Raw genomic sequence first — 15,843 nt, 5'->3', positions numbered from 1 at the left:
CAAGTTTGTGGCCAAGCTCGCGTCAACCAAGTCCAAGCCCAATGGTCTGCTGGTGATTCCTGAAGAGGACACTTTGAACTTCCTGCACCCACTTCCCATCGATGCACTCTGGGGTGTGGGGAAGAAGACTGCGGAGATTCTTCACAAGCGAGGACTTCACACAGTTGCAGACGTTGCCCACTCGCCCGAGCAAAGTTTGATTTCTGCACTCGGGCAAGCTGCGGGGGCTCATCTCTATGCCTTGTCCTGGGCTCGTGACAATCGCCCCGTCACTACCGAGCGGGTAGATAAGTCAATCGGTAAGGAACACACCTTCAATGAGGATGTGACAGACCTCGAGAAACTCAAAGCTACGCTGTTGTTCCAGGCTGACCATGTTGGCGCACAACTGCGCAAAGCGCAGATTGAAGCGCGAACAATTGGGCTCAAGGTCACCTTTTCTGACTTTGAATCCTTGACCCGCTCCCGAACGCTTCCTGAAGCCACGAGTGTGGGCCGAGAGATTCACAAGATTGTCTGTGAACTCTTAGATGATCTCCGCATTGGTGGTCGTGCTGTGCGATTGATCGGCGTTCGTGCTGCGGGACTTGTTGAAGCAGGCGGACAGCAATTGTCATTGTGGGAAGACGATGTTGACCCGTGGAAAGACGCTGAGATTGTGATTGACCAGGTTGATCACAAGTTTGGCCCTGCTAGTGTCCGTCCAGCCTCCTTACTGCGTAAGATAGAGCCCACACGGGAGTCCGGTACACCGGGCTGAGAGGGAAGTTTCGTAACTTCCGACCGTCGAACCTGATCTGGATCATGCCAGCGCAGGGAGGCATTCTCACGAATAATCCCGTGCCCTCATTTCTACTGAAAGGGGCACGAAAGTGCACGCAACAACTGTAAACAAGTTCCGCTGGCGCACCGTCGACATTGTCGTGGCAAGCGTGATCGGAGTCGCTTCTGGAATCATCTTCTGGGCATGGGGATTGGCATATGGGCCACTCTCTGCAGCTCTGTCAGCAACGCCAGGCCTGACCGCCCTGCTGGGCGGGGGCTGGCTGTTTGCTGCTGTCCTGGGTGGACTCATCGTGCGTAAGCCCGGTGCTGCCATCTATACAGAGCTGATTGCTGCCACGGTCTCTGCCTTAATCGGCAGTCAGTGGGGCTTTGGAACACTCATGTCTGGACTGATTCAGGGTCTCGGCGCTGAGTTGGTCTTCGCCCTCTTCCTCTATGCCAATTGGAACATCTTCACCGCTGTTCTTGCTGGTGCGGGTGCTGGTGTGGCCATGAGTATCAATGACTTGGTCGTCTGGTACCCCGGCGTTGACGCTGGTTTCCAGACTGTCTATGTCATCTGTGGCGTCATTTCAGGTGCCGTTCTGGGCGGTCTCGTGCCCTGGTTCATTGTGCGCGGGCTCGCCCGTGCAGGTGCGTTGAGCAGATTCGCTGCGGGACGCCAGAACTAAGTGGCAACTCTTTCAGCGCACGAGTGGGGTTGGCAGTTTGCTGCCCGCCCTGCTCCTGCGTTGAGCAACATTTCTTTTGAGGTCTCGCAAGGTGAGCGAGTACTTCTGCTCGGTGCCTCCGGTGTGGGGAAAAGCACACTGCTCAGAGCCCTTGCTGGTGTGCTGGGAGAGGACGAAGGAACTCAGGCCGGTTCGCTGCATATTGACGGCGCTACCCCAGAAAAAGCAAGGGGCACTGTCGGACTCGTCCTGCAAGATCCTGAGAACCAAGTCATTCTCGAGCGTGTGGGAGATGACGTTGCCTTTGGCTGCGAAAACCTCGGAGTTCCTCGCGAGGAGATCTGGCACCGTGTAGAACAAGCTCTTTCCTTAGTGGGGTTGAACGTCCCTCTCAATCACTCCACATCAGCTCTCTCTGGCGGTCAGAAGCAACGTTTAGCTCTTGCTGGGGTCTTGGCCATGAAGCCTGAAATCATTGCCTTAGATGAGCCCACAGCAAATCTTGACCCGGCTGGAGCTATTGCTCTCAAGCTGGCGGTCAGCACTGTAGCTGATGCCACGGGAGCCACCATTGTCATGGTTGAGCACCGCGTCGAACTCTGGTGGGATTTTGCCACCCGAATTATCGTTCTCGGCTCCGAAGGTGTGATCTGGGACGGTTCTCCTCAGGCACTTCCGGCTGAAACTGCCGTGGTGCTTGAGGCTGCCGGAGTGTGGCTTCCACACAAGAAGCTTCCTGAAGCTTCCAGGCACCAAGGAACGACGGTTCTCCTCTCCGCTGAAAAACTGCGTGCTGGTTATCCAGATTGTCCCGTGCTCAGTCCTGAGATCAACCTCAGCGTTCGTGCGGGAGAGATTATGGTAATTACTGGGCCAAACGGTGTGGGAAAAACCGCTTTAGCGTTGACGCTCGGGGGACTCATGCCAGCCCAACGCGGTGCAGTCATCGCTTCACCTGAATTACAGGGAGCCGCGAAGTATTCCAATCCGCTCAAGTGGCGTTCAAAAGAATTGCTCACGCGGGTAGGAAGTGTCTTTCAAGCTCCAGAACAACAATTCATTTCCGCCACCGTTCGTTCCGAACTTGCAGCAGGACCTCGTGCTCTGGGATTGTCGCCGGATGAAATAGAAACACGTGTCGACGAGCTGCTGGAACGACTGCACTTGAAGGACCTGGCATCTGCCCACCCCTTCACTCTCTCCGGTGGTCAGCAACGCAGGCTGTCTGTGGGAACTGCGCTCGCAACAAAGCCACAGTTACTCATCCTGGATGAGCCCACATTTGGTCAAGACGCAGTGACGTGGGCTGAGATGGTTTCTTTGCTCAGTGAATTGCGTGCCGAAGGTCACGCCATTGTGGCCATTACCCACGATGAAGCATTTGTTCGTACTCTTGCCGACACAGTCATTAAGTTGGGCGGTGAAAGATGAACACCATAAGCCCACTCGCAAAGCTGTGTGCTGCCGGAATTCTTGGCATTGTGCTCCTGCTGTCACTTGACCCAGTATCTGCACTCGTTGCACTCATCTTCGAGCTGGCACTGCTGCCCTGGGCAGGTGTGCCCGCACGAAGATTGCTGAAGATTGTGACGCCCTTGTTGATCGCTGCACCCTTCGCGGGATTAGCGGGACTGCTGTATGGACGAGATGAAGGCGATGTCGTTGCCTCACTGGGGCCATGGAACATCACGAAAGGTGAAGTGGCTCTCGCCGTCACGATAACCCTGCGAATACTGGCTGTTGCGCTGCCTGCGGTGGTTCTCTTTGCAACCACAGACCCCACTGATCTTGCTGACGGTCTTGCTCAACTGTGGAAGCTCCCTGCCCGCTTCGTGATCGGTGCACTTGCAGCAATTCGCATGTTGGGATTAATGCGACAGGATTGGCAGATGCTTCGTTTGGCGCGTCGTGCCCGTGGTGTTGCAGATGGGGGAGGCCCAGTTGCCTCGCTCGTTCGATTAGGCACTCAAGCAATGGCTTTGCTCACCATTGCGGTGCGCAGAGGAAGTTTGTTGGCAACCGCCATGGAAGCTCGTGCTTTTGATGCGCCAGTTCAACGAACCTGGGCTCGCGTAGCTATGTTTACCTCCCGAGACGCCTGGTTTGTAGTGGGGGCCGCAGCAATTGCAATAATTGCTGTCGTGATGGCAGTGATGACGGGAGCGTGGAATTTTGTTATCTCCTGATCTCTCCCACATCCTTCAACATATTCATGAACGTGCTCTGTCCTATGACGAGACGGTCAAGCATGACCGCCGCGCACCAGCTCCGACCTTCCTCATTGACGGCCCGAGTGGTTCGGGGAAAACCACTTTGGCTGCAGAGATAGAACAGCATTGGAACTCGGCAGTGAAACTTCAGGTTGTGCACATGGATGATCTCTATCCAGGGTGGGATGGCTTGGCAGATGGCGCAGCCACTGCGTTTGCGATGCTTCGCGAGCGCGGTAATGGTGCCGACACTCACTGGCAGCGATATGACTGGGCAACTGCAGCTTTCGCCGAGTGGCACTCTGTTGATGCCCGTGAACCGCTCCTGATAGAAGGGTGTGGTTCACTTTCTGCCGGAAGTGAATCCTTGTCTCAGGTTCGTATCTGGCTTGATGCTGACACCGAACTTCGCAGAGAACGTGCTCTGTCTCGGGTGGGGGAGAACTTTGCTGAACACTGGACCGAATGGGATGCCCAGTTTGAGAACTTTGTTTCTCTCCACAACCCACAGGCCTTATCGACGCTGGAAGTCTCTGCGAGCGAGTAGCCTAGAAGTATGACTACACCAGATCACACCGACGTCTATTTCACCGCTGAGTTCATTGACGGTCCTCTTGCAGGAACCGCTGAAGAGCGCGTCCTCGTTCGTGGCACCCACGATGAGAAGCTCAGCGAAGTTGCTCTCGTTGACGGAATCGAGTCCATCTTCCGTTACTTCGCAGTGGACACCCGTGAGGTTGCTGGCAAGCTTCACGTTCGTTACACCTTCAACGCACCTGCAAGCGACACTTTCACTTCAGAAGACGAGAACGAGTAAACGTTCCCCTCAAACAAACAGGAAAGCCCGGAGCATGAGCTCCGGGCTTCTTTGTTTAAACGTCAGGCTACGACTTTTCTTCAGGTTGAATCAGGGCTTCGGCAATGTGTTTGATTTCCTGACCTCGTGATGTTGAGGTGCGACTCAGCACAACAAAAACGGCCGCGAGGAGTACCGCGGCAAGTCCGAGCCAGATGTTGCCAGCTAGGGCGGAGAACACAATGGATGAAACAAACAGAACAACGAGTGCCACAACGCCAAAGATGCGTCCTCTGGCCAATGACTTCTGAGAATTCTTGTCGTAGTTCTCGGCCAAGAGAATCAGCCCGGAGTTCGTTTCTGGTTCAGCCGCCTCGACTACTTCTTCGTCGACGAATTCATCTTCTTCGAGAGAATCGAGAGAAGAACCACGAAGAATCTTGACGAAGCGCTCAGGGATACTGGTGGAGAAATCCACGGGCTCAAGAACATAGTTGGGGTCTGAGCGAGAACCATTGCGGGATTGGAATCCGCGCAGAAGTTGATCGAGGTGGTCACCGTTATCTGCGGTGTCATCTCTGTCGACAGGATTGAATGCCACGTGTGGTGCCCCCTTGGTGCAAATCTTCCCTAACTATACAAGGGAAACACCCTGTCACCGAGGGGCTTTTTCTCCTCAGGGGGAGAAGAGGTAGAGCTGCAGAAAGAACAAAAGCCCGGAGCTTTTGAGCTCCGGGCTTTCATTTCTTTGGGGTGAGTAACGGGCATCGATCCCGCGACCTCCTGAACCACAATCAGGCGCTCTACCAACTGAGCTATACCCACCATGTTGTGCTTCCGACGAATCGGCAACTCAATAATCTTACACGTTTCACCCGGAGGCAAAAACTGAAGAAAGAAGCTTAGGAAGAGTGCTTGGTGACAATCTCTGCAGAGATCTGTGCTGCCTCTTCGCTGTTGGGTCCTGGTTCAGCTACGAGCAGTGCCTGGCGGTAGTAATCAAGCTCACGGATTGACTCTTGGATGTCAGCAAGGGCGCGGTGACCGCCGTCCTTGCTGGGGGAGTTGAAGTAGACGCGGGGATACCAGCGGCGAGCCAGTTCCTTCAACGAAGAGACATCAATGTTTCGGTAGTGCAGGCGTGCATCGACAAGCGGCATGTAGCGCACAACAAAAGCCCGGTCTGTGCCAATGGAGTTGCCACACATCGGAGGCTTCTGCCCTTCTGGGACATGCTCGTTGATGTAGGCCAGGACCTGAGCTTCAGCTTCCTCGAGGGAGACACCATTGGGGATTTCCTCAATCAAGCCTGAACTGGTGTGCATGTTGGTGACGAACTCACCCATGTTCTCCAGAGCCGCCTGGCTGGGTTTGATCACGATGTCGAAACCTTCGTGAACTGCCTTAAGCTCGGAGTCCGTGATGATCACGGCTACTTCAACAAGCTCATCAACATCGAGGTTGAGACCGGTCATTTCGCAGTCGATCCAGACCATGTACTCATTCGGTGTTCCCATGCCTCAATTCTAGGCGTGCCCACAGACAAAGATTCCCTGGCCGTATCTGGCCAGGGAATCTTGTGTAGCTGTGATCTGAATTACTTCAGAATGCGGATGAGCTTCCGGTTGACGAATTCTTCGATACCAAAGCGGCCAAGTTCACGGCCAAAGCCGGAGCGCTTGATGCCGCCGAAAGGAAGCTCGGGGCTGTCCAGGCCAACGCCGTTGACATAAACCATGCCAGCTTCGATCTGGTTTGCTACGCGCATGACCTGTGCCTTGTCGGTGGAGAACAGGTAAGAACCCAAGCCGAAAGGAGTGTCGTTTGCGAGCTCAACAGCCGCTGCCTCATCCTTGACGGAGTACACAATGGCCACAGGGCCAAAGAACTCTTCGTGGTGAGCGTCCATGCCTGGCTTCACATCAGTGAGAACCACGCCAGAGAAGTAGGTGCCACTGCGGTCACCGCGTGCGTGCAGAGTTGCACCCTGCTTGACGGCGCGAGAAACCTGCTCTTCAAGACCGTCCGCTGCGCCTGCAGATGAGAGAGGACCAAGGTAGGTGTCCTCGTCCATGGGGTTCGACGGAGTCATCTCAAGCATCTTGGCGGTGAACTTCTCCAAGAACTCTGCGTAGAGGCTCTCGATGACGACAAAACGCTTGGCTGCGTTGCAGGCCTGGGCGTTGTTGTCGTTACGGCCTGCGATAGCTGCCTCAACAGTGGCATCCATGTCGTCGGTGCTCAACAGGATGAAGGGGTCTGAACCGCCGAGCTCAAGAACAACCTTCTTGAGGTGACGACCTGCGGTTTCAGCCACAGCAGCACCAGCACGCTCGGAACCAGTCAAAGAAACACCCTGAACGCGAGGGTCTGCGATGACGCCCTCAATCTGCTTCGAGTCTGCGTAGAGGTTTTGGTACGCACCTGCAGGGAAGCCAGCATCGTTGAAGATCTTCTCCATGGCAGCTGCCGACTCAGGGCACTGTGATGCGTGCTTGAGCAGGATGGTGTTGCCCAACACCAGGTTGGGGCCAGCGAAGCGGGCCACCTGGTAGTAGGGGAAGTTCCAGGGCATGATGCCCAGGAGTACGCCCAAAGAAGAACGACGGATGAAGGCTTCGCCTTCACCTTCGAACTCAGGGATTGCCTCGTCGGCAAGGAACTTCTCGCCGTTGGTGGCATAGAAAGAGTAGATGTCAGCAGTGAAGTCGACTTCACCGAGTGCCTGCTCATAAGGCTTACCCATCTCACGAACGATGGTCTCTGCGAGCATTTCACGACGGTCACGGTGGAGCTGTGCAACCTTCTCAATGAGTTCTGAACGCTCTGCGACAGTGGTGGTCTTGGACCATCCCTGGTGAGTCGTGTGAGCAGCTTCGATGGCTGCAGAGATTTGGGCATCGGTGGTCTGGGCAAATGGTGCGCCAGCTTCTCCGGTTGCAGGGTTCGTTACAACGTACTTACTCATATCCACTCCTATGTGGCACTAGATGGTGTTGCTTTGATGATAACTGTTCGGGTGCGAATAGAAGGAGGAATTTTTGTCAATTCACAGCAGTTCCTCTGGAAATACGTTTATTCGCAACCCACTCGGTTAGGTGTGCTCATGCGGTGTCTGAACTGTCAATAGCTTCATTCACGCGCACAAGCGCATCAGTGTTCCAGGTGAGTGATGTGACGAAAAATGCCACAATCATCTATGCAAGTTAAACGTTTTCAGCTACATTATTCCTGAATAGTGAGTACTTCTTTTCAACTCTCTCTCCTCAGTGAGATTTTTTGATAAAAGAAATCGAGATATAAAAGTTGATTTGCTCCTGTAGCGAGGAGACGTGCACTAGATTTTGTGAAATAGGTAAAATATAAATGCTTTTTTACTTCATAAGAATTGAGTGATTGTGCCCGAAAATATTCGCCCAAAACCAGTGGGAATCAAAGATGTAGCAGCGGCTGCCCAGGTTTCGCTTGCTACTGTCTCTCTCGTTCTCAACGGCAAAGGTAATTTTCCAGAGAAAACTCAAGAACACGTTCGCAAGGTAGCGAGCGAACTGGGTTATGTACCCAACCGCAAAGCTTCCATGTTGCGTTCGGGAAATAGTAAAACACTGGGTTTCATCTTGGGTGAGAGCCATGATCCTGAATGGGCACAGCAATGGGCCGAAATGACCGGGCGGCTCCTCTTTGAGAGCGTCCAGGTGGCGGGGCTGAGGAATTACGCCATTATTGCTATCCCTGCCGATAGCGATTTGATTAGGTCTTTCGGAATTGACGGCTTGATCTTGTCGGATTCGCGGAATGAAGATCCAGATCTCGATGCAGCTACCAAGTTGGGAATACCCATCCTGACAAACGAGCGTCCCGATGATTCACGCGTGTCCGTACACCTTGATTCGGGTTATCGAGGAATGACTATTGCTGCGTTCGATGCGTTAGTGGCCTCAGGAGCACACAAGCCAGGGTTATTGACCGAGCCCTTGGGTTTGGCCTCCAACGAACTGCCTGAGCACACCTATATTTCCTGGTGTGAACAACGAGGACTCACGCCGGTTGTTGCACGCGGAAAGCACGATCGGAGCGACATAGAGGAGCAAGTAACTTTCTTGCTCAACCAAGGTTGCGACGCTATTTATTCCTTCTATGAAGAAGGAGAGACTGTTCTCAACATTGTTCGGTCAGCGGGTAAGTCAGTTCCTGAAGATGTTCAACTGATTGCGGCTTCGGCATATAACGACGATCGAAACAAAGAGCTAGGCATTTCTTCAACGGTTTATCACCCAGAAGACATGATTGTGGGAACAATCAACGCCCTCATTGATGTCGTCGAGGGAATTGCAGAGGCTCCAGTAACTGTCACGTCTCGTTGGGAAATGAATCTGTATTCCTCAACCCGAATGCATTAAATCATTCGTGATAAACGACTGTAATCAATACACAGTCACAGTGAACGCCATCAACATATATTCTTTTCCAGCAGGTTTTACAGTTGTGGCGTAATCCCATTTGATGTCAAGGCGATAGTCACCTGACTGAAGATAACGAACATTTTTCATTATGAGTTCGCCGCTGGAAGCTCCACCCATTGTTGCTTTATATCTAAATCGAGAATTCTCGTAATAGGTAGCGATAGTGAGGGGTGTGAAATTTGCCATTTCGGGATACAGCTTGAGCTCACTCGTCGCGCTAATGTCGTTGTCGCCGTAAACGGTTTTGTAGTTCAAGCCGCAAACTTGAGAATTTCGAGGCACTGAAACTGCACCGGTGCCGATGGGTTCGAAAGATTGGTATACAGAATCTTGCGGAAACTTCACTTCAATCTGTTGATAACCGGACTTGTTCGCAAAACAGAGTTTGACGCCTCGTTCAATGAGCCATTGGTCACCGATAGCGGCTATGTCCTCCACACCAGGGCCCGCGGATCTTGTCTCGTTGGTTGGAGCTACGTTGCAGCCTGTTAGTGAACAGACGGCGGCAACCAGACCGCCAATACCAAGTATTTTGATTGTCGAGAGAGCACTCATTGAAAAAGGACTTTCTGGGTCGTAGCGGACACTATTTCGATGGTGAAAGCGTCATTGCGAATAATTCGGTAGCTGTTTCTGTGCACAACACGCGATCTTGCTCAGTGAGCTGACCTGCAACAGGAACTCGCTTCTGGCAGAACATCTCAAGAAGTCGTCCGTTTCCTGCACCAATAATGGAAACTTGGGCGTTGGCAAAGTCTGTTCCCTTGTCGAAGTACGTCTTTTGAATGGCCAGGGAGCCGGGCAGCTCTTCGCTGACACAGTCACGGGTATCAGTGGGGTGGCATCCGTCTTCAACGAAATCCGTCAGATTCTGTGACGCTTCAATGTCAGTGAAATTTGCCTTGATGCGCATTCGGGGAGATCCGCTGAGGGTGAATTGCGTCATTGCCGTGGAGGAATTAGCTAGCTCAGGGTAGAGGGGATCGTCAGAAGAAACTCTTTCTCCCCAAGCTGCCTGGCTAGGGACGCTGATCACGACGAGAGGTCGCATATCTGCGGGGTAGTGAGAGGGAAGAGCGCTAGTGATTTTCTCTTCTTCGGGGAGAACTGTCGAGGGGCTCTTTTTCGATATTCCAACGACCATCTTGGTCATGTTTCCCAGAGCACATTTCGTTGTCTTTGCCGCTACAGCGTCAAACTGGCACGTCGCACGAATGATTGAGTTGTCTTGAATGGCGTAGACAGCTTTGAAGTTTGTTCCAGAGTAGATGTTCTCGTCGTCGCTTTCATCAGAAGCTTCTCCGGACCACACAGTCACTGAATCAACTTCAGTTTTTGTCAATGAGATTCCGACCATGTCTGAAATCTCAGTAATTACTGTCTCCAGATTGGTGCCTGCTGCATATTCTGCAATGGTGAAGCTTGCACTTGCATAAGCACCCTCAGCGACACTCGCGTCGCTCCAGCTGGCAAGAACGCCCTGTCTAAATTCTGGAACCTGGGTGTAGCTAGCATCACGCATAATCTGGCGGGTTGAATATTCAACACCGCCGCTGGAAGCTGACTCAAAGAGACCTTCGGAACACGAGTCATCTGAGCAAAGAACTTCTGACAATTCAGGAAAGCGAGTTGCTTGAGCAGTTGCTGTCGTCCCCATTAAAGGGGCGTTAAATGCCTCAACCGCAAGTGATGCGGGGGGAGTGCTTGAACACGAAGCCAACATCATCGAGGTGGAAGCCACAACAGCGCCCACGCCGAGGATTTTCTTGACACTGAAAGCAAGACGAGAAGGTGAGAAAGACATTAATAACCAGGTATTCAGTTCAGAGCGACGGGATGTAGAGAGCACGCATATTTCTGGATGAATGCAATAAAGAAACGTTTAACTAATTATAGGGAACTATTGCCCCGACGTTACTTTGCTGGTGCCGTTGGAGAGAGCGAATAGGAATGAAGAGCCATGACGTTGACGAGGTCGTACCACAGCTGATTCAAGGCGAGGGTCGCTCCCTCTGATTCATGATCGTTTTCTTTCAGCACGGTGAACATGGAGGTTGCCCACCCTGCCGACCACAATGCGAAGCCTGGTTGTAAACCAGCTTGGTCAATGAGATCAGCGAAGCTTTGATTTACTGAATTGCTTTCCGCTACGGCATCGCTGAGGTACGCATGTTCTTCTTCAACTTCAGTGCTGACATAGTTCACAGCAGCGGCGCCAAGAGTTTGGTATCCGGCTACCCCGGCAGAAGAGACAACGAAGTAGGTCATCGCAGTGGCGAATTGAGTGAGTTCTACCTCAGGTTTTTGGATTTCAGAAGAAATCTCGGAAACGTCCTTTTTGAGCAACTCAATGGTGGGCAAATTGCTATTGATGCCCTCCATTTCAAAATCTGAAATGGACGTTCCAAACACATCTTCCAGGTAGGAGACGTTTGCGTTGCCCGCATGAACTAAGAAGTCTGTATAGCCCGAGAGGTATTCCGCTGGCTCAGTAGTAAACGAGACAGAATCTGCAGGCAGTGAGCGAATAACCTTCATCTCGTACAGCGAGAGCGATTCCATATTTGCTATTTGCTCAAATACAACACCACTGGCGACTGTCAGTGTTTCACCTGAGAAAGGATCTGTTGGGTCCAGCGCTTGGAGTTGATCCTTCATTGAACGCAAAACGGAATGGGCATAGACCTCATTGCTCAAGACCAAGGGGAGAGCAAATTGTTCAGAGGCAGAAAAGTCGGATAAATCACTCAGCACGCTCGTCGTGAGGTCGCTGGTGTGAGCTAGCTCTGCGTCTATCTTGACGATGAGGTTAGCTACCGCCGCCTCAAGGCCAGTTTCGCTTACTTCTTGCGCAGTTATTTGCTGTCCTTGCAACCGAGCAGTTCGAAGCAGTAGCTCTGCACCTAGTCCGTATGCCAGTGAGAAATCTTTTTGTTCGAGAGCATCTTGCGCTGCGTTAATGAGCCGTGTCAGGTTTGAATTGGGTTTGACATACACCTGGGTGAGCAGTTGTGCCGCCTCAGCAACTATTTCGCGTGCTACCTGTTCTTCGGCTTCCAACTCGGAGGCGCTAGGGGAGGCAGAAGGGACTGTTTTGTCTGCCTTCATGAGCGGCTCATCGGTGAAAATCTCATAAGCCTGTGTCACATGTGTGACGAATTTCACGTCGAGGCCCAGCTTCTGGGCATACTCCGTTGTTGGAACCATTTCTTCGGTTGATGTATCAATGACGTACTGAATATCTTCCGGCACGACAACGGTGGTGAACCCATTCTCGAGTGCGGCATCCATCTTGAGGCCAACAGCGCCCACGGGGCCGATGGTGCCATCGGGGGAAAGCGTCCCGGTCATCGTGATGTGAGGCTTCAACGACGTGTGATTGATACTTGCCAAGACTCCAACGGCGAGTATTCCACCGGCTGAGGGTCCATCAATGGCATCGGTGATGTCGAAGCTGATGTCAATGTGTGAGGGATTAGTTCCGGTATAGAGAATGCCCACGACCGCAGCAGATGCTGATGCTGCGAGCCAAGAAGCTCCGCCACCCTTGCTCGCTGTTTTTTCGAGATCGACGGTAAAGCCTGGAACATCGCTGGGGACAGTAGACACTGTCGCATATTCCATGCCGCTGGTGCCACCGGTTTGATCTGCCCAGAGTGCAGGCACGGTCAGGGTAGAAGCAGCAGGTCCGCTGCACGCAGACAAGGTGCTCATGAACAGAACAGAGCCGACGACAAGCGCGAGGAAGCGCAGTAATCGAGACAATTTAATGTTTCCGGGGCGTGCTGTATTTCTTCTGTTCATCAATTGCTCAATCGCTGAGGGTAACTCTCTCAGTATAAATCAAACGTTTTTATAGCTGTTGAAATTATCCCTTCAACAGAATTGAGAACAAAAAGGTTCCTTAGTAGGTGGAAAGCTGGTCACTGATTGCGCGGCCAGCTGCCAGTAGTGCTTCATGTTCTTCAGTAGTAATGGTCAGGGGAACCACACTGTGCCATCCGGTGGCATCGATGTCGACCGGAACCCCCATCACGGTCTCCACCCCTGGCCATTCCTGCGTGGTGAGTTGCACTTGCAACGGCAGAACGATTCGGTGACCTTCTTGCAACGCACTCACCAGGTTTACTACCGAGTGTGCTGTTGCGGTACTGGTCCTGCCTGTCCAGTGCGCAAACCAGGGCTTGACCAAGGATCGAACGTCTGCTGGAAGGGCCTCGACATAATCTGTGGCTTCTTGGGCCTGATTACCGGCAAGAAGTTCTGCCAGTGTGTCCCGTGCCTGTGCAACGACGAGGGGGAGTTCTTCAATTGTCAGATTGGATCGTGTGCGGGCAATATGGGCATCCCACACACCCGGTACTAGACCACCAGCATTCACGCTCGACCAGATGGGGACAGCGTGTGCTCCGTGCTCACCCAACATGTATCCCATCACAACAGGGTGTGTACCAGCGGTGTCGAGCCCTGAGAGCAATTCCCGGCGAAAACGAAGGGTGTCGTTATATGCGCCAGCACCGACTACGCGGTGCCGGCCTAACTTTTCAGCAAAGACCTTGACTGCTAATTCGACGGGGTTGGATTGCACAATAACGAGTTCGTCTTTCGCGCCAACTCTGTCGAGGACATCTGCGTAGTACTCAAAAATAGGAAGGTTCTTTTTGGCTACAGCTTCGCGTGATGCGGGGGAGTGAGGGTCTACTGAAGCTGTTTCACCCGCGACCATGATGACAATGTCGGCGTCGATCTCTTCGGGGTTGATCACGGCCTGAATTTCAGGCGATCGCACTCCGTATGCATCCAGGAGATCGATCCGCAAACCAAAAACGCCGGATTCGCTTGACCCGCCCTTGCGACCGACGAGTTGCAGGCGTTCTCCAGGGCCTACTGCACCGGTGGCGAGCAGTTGCATGCATACTGCTCGGCCTACTGACCCTGCAGCTCCAATGACGGCGATATCCATTCTTAGATCACTCTTTTCTGTGGAGCGGGGAGGTCACGTACTAGGGCAGGGGGACGGTGTTAGCTACAGACTCTGCGCCCACGTTCACAACGAGAACTTTCACGGGAGTTGTTCCTGCATTGACGCCGTTGTGCGGAGTTCCCACGGCTTCGATGAGTGCATCACCTGGCTTGTAGGTCTTGATTACGCCGCCGTCATACGTGACGGTGAGGGTGCCCTCGAGCACGTAGGCATACATGGGAGCATCGTGCTTGTGTAGGCCAGTTTCCACTCCAGGAGGAATAGTGATGATGCTGGAAGACAACTGCGCAGGCAATTCAGTGGGATAGACCAACGGCTGACCCAAGATGGTCGTTTCTGCCTTATCCAAGAGCGGCTGTGCTGAAATTGCTGTCCCGTAAGGGGTAGAAGAGGCCTCAGGCGATGCTGCTTGTGTTGGTGCAGCTGAAGAAGCACATCCGGACAGGCCAATGACGACGGCTGCGATGACACTTAAGGACAATGTTTTGTTCATTCGCATTCTCTATTTCGGAAGATTGATTATCAACGTGCAAGGGAGCTGTTAATGCTCCTAGATTTCAGCTCAGGATTAAGAGCTAGGGCATTGACTCTTATCTTTACAGGTGAAAGTAAGGGTTCTGGAATTGAGTGAGACAGTTCCTCCGGAACCTGAACCGTCGATGTCGTTCAGAGTCACTGAGCCGCTCGTTTTCCATTGGTTTCCGACAAGCATGTAGAGGTTGAAATCACATACAGTTTCAGAGGGGCAAGGTGGCTGTTCAAATTTGAGGCTGACTGTTTTGATGACGTTGCCGGTCATTAACATGAACGTGGTGGTCCAGGAAGCAATGCCCCTGCGCTCCAGGCGAAGAGAGCCGGTTTTCCCTCCGGTGGGAATTACTTGGCCGTTATATGCGGTGGGGTTGCTGCCGCCTGACCAGTCGTCGCAACCGCCAGAACCAAGTTCGGAAAAGAACTTAATGTCAACATTGAGGTTGTTGTTGATCATAATGAAATCTCGATCAGAGGGAGTTCTTTCAGGGCAGACGATGGCCGCTTCACGAACAGCTGAACTACTCGCTGCGGGGTCCGTTGTCGTTGACGTCGGAGCGCAGCCCGTCAAAGCTCCTGACAGTCCAATGACTAGTGCGGCGATGGCGCTTAACTTAACTGTTTTGTTCATTCGCATTCTCTTTTTCTGAAGATTGTTCGGTGAGATGCAAGCGGGTCGTTGATGCACCTGGTTCCCTGCTCAAGGCTAAGAGCTGGGGCATGCACTCTTATCTTTACAGGTGAAAGTTAAGGTCCTGAAGGCATCAAATGACACTATTCCGCCTGAACCGGAGCCATCAATATCGTTGAGCGTCACAGAGGCATAACCGCCTGACCAACTGCTACCGTTCCACAGTCTGAGATAGTAGTGGCAAATTTTGCCCTGATCTGAACATCCAGATTTTTTATAATATTCCAGATTGATAGTTGTGATGATGTTGCCCGTCATCAACATGAATGTTGTGCTCCACCTAGCATCCCCTGAATGTTCGAGCCGAAGAAGACCAGTACTGCCGCCTGAGGGAACGACAGTCCCGTTGTATGTGGTGGGATTGCTCACTCCCGACCAGTTTCTGCAGCCAGAGCTGAGTTCAGAAAAGAACTTAATGTCAACATTGAGGTTATTTCTGATTTCGATGTAATGATCGACAGAATTTTGCTCAGGGCAGGAGATTGCTGCTTCTCGAACGACTGAAGGTGTTGCTTCTGGATCGGCTGTCGACGCCGGAGCACATCCTGTCAAACTCATCGCGACGAGCGTGAGCCCAGCAAAAAGCCCCATAAAACGTGATGTGGAGTTGATGGCCATGGGGTACCTCTTCTGAACTGTTCAATCTGGTGAGTAAAACGTTTGAAATTCTATCAATATCTTCTGATAATGAGCTGCCTTTATTCGAAAAGA

At 52.5% G+C, this 15,843-nt stretch carries 16 protein-coding genes, 1 tRNA gene, 1 pseudogene and 1 riboswitch; of the genes and pseudogenes, 7 read left to right on the top strand and 11 right to left on the bottom strand.

The window, feature by feature from the left end; translation table 11 throughout:
- The 6 genes and pseudogenes from Q0362_RS00870 to Q0362_RS00845 form a co-directional block, all read left to right on the top strand.
- A pseudogene (locus tag Q0362_RS00870) lies at positions 1-760 on the top strand (DNA polymerase IV); the annotation flags it as partial.
- A riboswitch (TPP riboswitch) is annotated at positions 726-834 on the top strand. It overlaps the preceding pseudogene by 35 nt.
- Positions 835-872: 38 nt before the next feature.
- Positions 873-1,457 (top strand): ECF transporter S component, encoded by a 585-nt coding sequence (locus Q0362_RS00865; protein WP_298118739.1) that lies wholly within the window; start codon positions 873-875, stop codon positions 1,455-1,457.
- Positions 1,458-2,888 (top strand): ABC transporter ATP-binding protein, encoded by a 1,431-nt coding sequence (locus Q0362_RS00860; protein WP_298118736.1) that lies wholly within the window; start codon positions 1,458-1,460, stop codon positions 2,886-2,888.
- Positions 2,885-3,643: an energy-coupling factor transporter transmembrane protein EcfT gene (locus tag Q0362_RS00855; RefSeq protein WP_298118733.1), complete on the top strand. Its 759-nt coding sequence runs from the start codon at positions 2,885-2,887 to the stop codon at positions 3,641-3,643. The genes Q0362_RS00860 and Q0362_RS00855 overlap by 4 nt, the downstream gene beginning before the upstream one ends.
- Positions 3,630-4,214 (top strand): ATP-binding protein, encoded by a 585-nt coding sequence (locus Q0362_RS00850; RefSeq protein WP_298118730.1) that lies wholly within the window; start codon positions 3,630-3,632, stop codon positions 4,212-4,214. Before Q0362_RS00855 ends, Q0362_RS00850 begins: the two co-directional genes overlap by 14 nt.
- Before the next feature lie 9 nt (positions 4,215-4,223).
- Positions 4,224-4,484 carry a hypothetical protein gene (locus Q0362_RS00845; protein ID WP_298118727.1) on the top strand — a complete coding sequence of 87 codons (261 nt, stop codon included), beginning with the start codon at positions 4,224-4,226 and terminating at the stop codon, positions 4,482-4,484.
- 67 nt (positions 4,485-4,551) lie between these two features.
- On the opposite strand, the gene Q0362_RS00840 is transcribed toward Q0362_RS00845, so the two are convergent.
- The 4 genes from Q0362_RS00840 to Q0362_RS00825 form a co-directional block, all read right to left on the bottom strand.
- Positions 4,552-5,064, bottom strand: coding sequence for a hypothetical protein (locus Q0362_RS00840; protein ID WP_298118724.1), 513 nt, complete (start codon positions 5,062-5,064; stop codon positions 4,552-4,554).
- Positions 5,065-5,212: 148 nt separating this feature from the next.
- Positions 5,213-5,288, bottom strand: a tRNA-His gene (locus tag Q0362_RS00835).
- 77 nt (positions 5,289-5,365) lie between these two features.
- Entirely contained in the window at positions 5,366-5,980 is a 615-nt protein-coding gene (gene orn, locus Q0362_RS00830) for an oligoribonuclease (protein ID WP_298118721.1), read from the bottom strand.
- Between the two features lie 80 nt (positions 5,981-6,060).
- Positions 6,061-7,431, bottom strand: coding sequence for an NAD-dependent succinate-semialdehyde dehydrogenase (locus Q0362_RS00825; RefSeq protein WP_298118718.1), 1,371 nt, complete (start codon positions 7,429-7,431; stop codon positions 6,061-6,063).
- A 424-nt stretch (positions 7,432-7,855) separates the two neighbouring features.
- Between Q0362_RS00825 and Q0362_RS00820 the strand changes: the two genes are divergently transcribed.
- On the top strand, positions 7,856-8,863 hold the full coding sequence (locus Q0362_RS00820; RefSeq protein ID WP_298118716.1) for a LacI family DNA-binding transcriptional regulator: 1,008 nt from the start codon (positions 7,856-7,858) through the stop codon (positions 8,861-8,863).
- A 24-nt stretch (positions 8,864-8,887) separates the two neighbouring features.
- On the opposite strand, the gene Q0362_RS00815 is transcribed toward Q0362_RS00820, so the two are convergent.
- The 7 genes from Q0362_RS00815 to Q0362_RS00785 form a co-directional block, all read right to left on the bottom strand.
- Complete coding sequence (locus tag Q0362_RS00815; RefSeq protein ID WP_298118713.1) at positions 8,888-9,481, bottom strand: hypothetical protein; 594 nt, start codon at positions 9,479-9,481, stop codon at positions 8,888-8,890.
- Between the two features lie 31 nt (positions 9,482-9,512).
- Positions 9,513-10,730 carry a hypothetical protein gene (locus tag Q0362_RS00810; protein ID WP_298118710.1) on the bottom strand — a complete coding sequence of 406 codons (1,218 nt, stop codon included), beginning with the start codon at positions 10,728-10,730 and terminating at the stop codon, positions 9,513-9,515.
- Positions 10,731-10,840: 110 nt separating this feature from the next.
- Entirely contained in the window at positions 10,841-12,730 is a 1,890-nt protein-coding gene (locus Q0362_RS00805) for a S16 family serine protease (protein ID WP_298118708.1), read from the bottom strand.
- A 100-nt stretch (positions 12,731-12,830) separates the two neighbouring features.
- Positions 12,831-13,889 (bottom strand): lactate/malate family dehydrogenase, encoded by a 1,059-nt coding sequence (locus Q0362_RS00800; protein ID WP_298118706.1) that lies wholly within the window; start codon positions 13,887-13,889, stop codon positions 12,831-12,833.
- Between the two features lie 40 nt (positions 13,890-13,929).
- Complete coding sequence (locus Q0362_RS00795) at positions 13,930-14,403, bottom strand: cupin domain-containing protein (RefSeq protein WP_298118704.1); 474 nt, start codon at positions 14,401-14,403, stop codon at positions 13,930-13,932.
- Between the two features lie 75 nt (positions 14,404-14,478).
- Positions 14,479-15,072, bottom strand: a complete 594-nt coding sequence (locus Q0362_RS00790) for a hypothetical protein (RefSeq protein ID WP_298118702.1) — start codon at positions 15,070-15,072, stop codon at positions 14,479-14,481.
- 75 nt (positions 15,073-15,147) lie between these two features.
- Positions 15,148-15,750, bottom strand: coding sequence for a hypothetical protein (locus Q0362_RS00785; protein WP_298118700.1), 603 nt, complete (start codon positions 15,748-15,750; stop codon positions 15,148-15,150).
- Between the last annotated feature and the right edge of the window lie 93 nt (positions 15,751-15,843).

The sequence above is a fragment of the uncultured Aurantimicrobium sp. genome, from assembly GCF_936931525.1.
Taxonomy (GTDB): Bacteria; Actinomycetota; Actinomycetes; order Actinomycetales; family Microbacteriaceae; genus Aurantimicrobium.
Note: the sequence above shows the minus strand (reverse complement) of the source record. Positions and strands in the feature narration are given on the sequence as shown.

Excerpts from the sequence above, each read along its gene's own strand:
- Q0362_RS00855 (WP_298118733.1), top strand. The coding sequence starts at position 2,885 with ATGAACACCATAAGCCCACTCGCAAAGCTGTGTGCTGCCGGAATTCTT.
- Q0362_RS00845 (WP_298118727.1), top strand. The coding sequence starts at position 4,224 with ATGACTACACCAGATCACACCGACGTCTATTTCACCGCTGAGTTCATT.
- orn (WP_298118721.1), bottom strand. The coding sequence starts at position 5,980 with ATGGGAACACCGAATGAGTACATGGTCTGGATCGACTGCGAAATGACC.
- Q0362_RS00825 (WP_298118718.1), bottom strand. The coding sequence starts at position 7,431 with ATGAGTAAGTACGTTGTAACGAACCCTGCAACCGGAGAAGCTGGCGCA.
- Q0362_RS00815 (WP_298118713.1), bottom strand. The coding sequence starts at position 9,481 with ATGAGTGCTCTCTCGACAATCAAAATACTTGGTATTGGCGGTCTGGTT.
- Q0362_RS00810 (WP_298118710.1), bottom strand. The coding sequence starts at position 10,730 with ATGTCTTTCTCACCTTCTCGTCTTGCTTTCAGTGTCAAGAAAATCCTC.
- Q0362_RS00805 (WP_298118708.1), bottom strand. The coding sequence starts at position 12,730 with ATGAACAGAAGAAATACAGCACGCCCCGGAAACATTAAATTGTCTCGA.
- Q0362_RS00800 (WP_298118706.1), bottom strand. The coding sequence starts at position 13,889 with ATGGATATCGCCGTCATTGGAGCTGCAGGGTCAGTAGGCCGAGCAGTA.
- Q0362_RS00795 (WP_298118704.1), bottom strand. The coding sequence starts at position 14,403 with ATGAACAAAACATTGTCCTTAAGTGTCATCGCAGCCGTCGTCATTGGC.
- Q0362_RS00790 (WP_298118702.1), bottom strand. The coding sequence starts at position 15,072 with ATGAACAAAACAGTTAAGTTAAGCGCCATCGCCGCACTAGTCATTGGA.
- Q0362_RS00785 (WP_298118700.1), bottom strand. The coding sequence starts at position 15,750 with ATGGCCATCAACTCCACATCACGTTTTATGGGGCTTTTTGCTGGGCTC.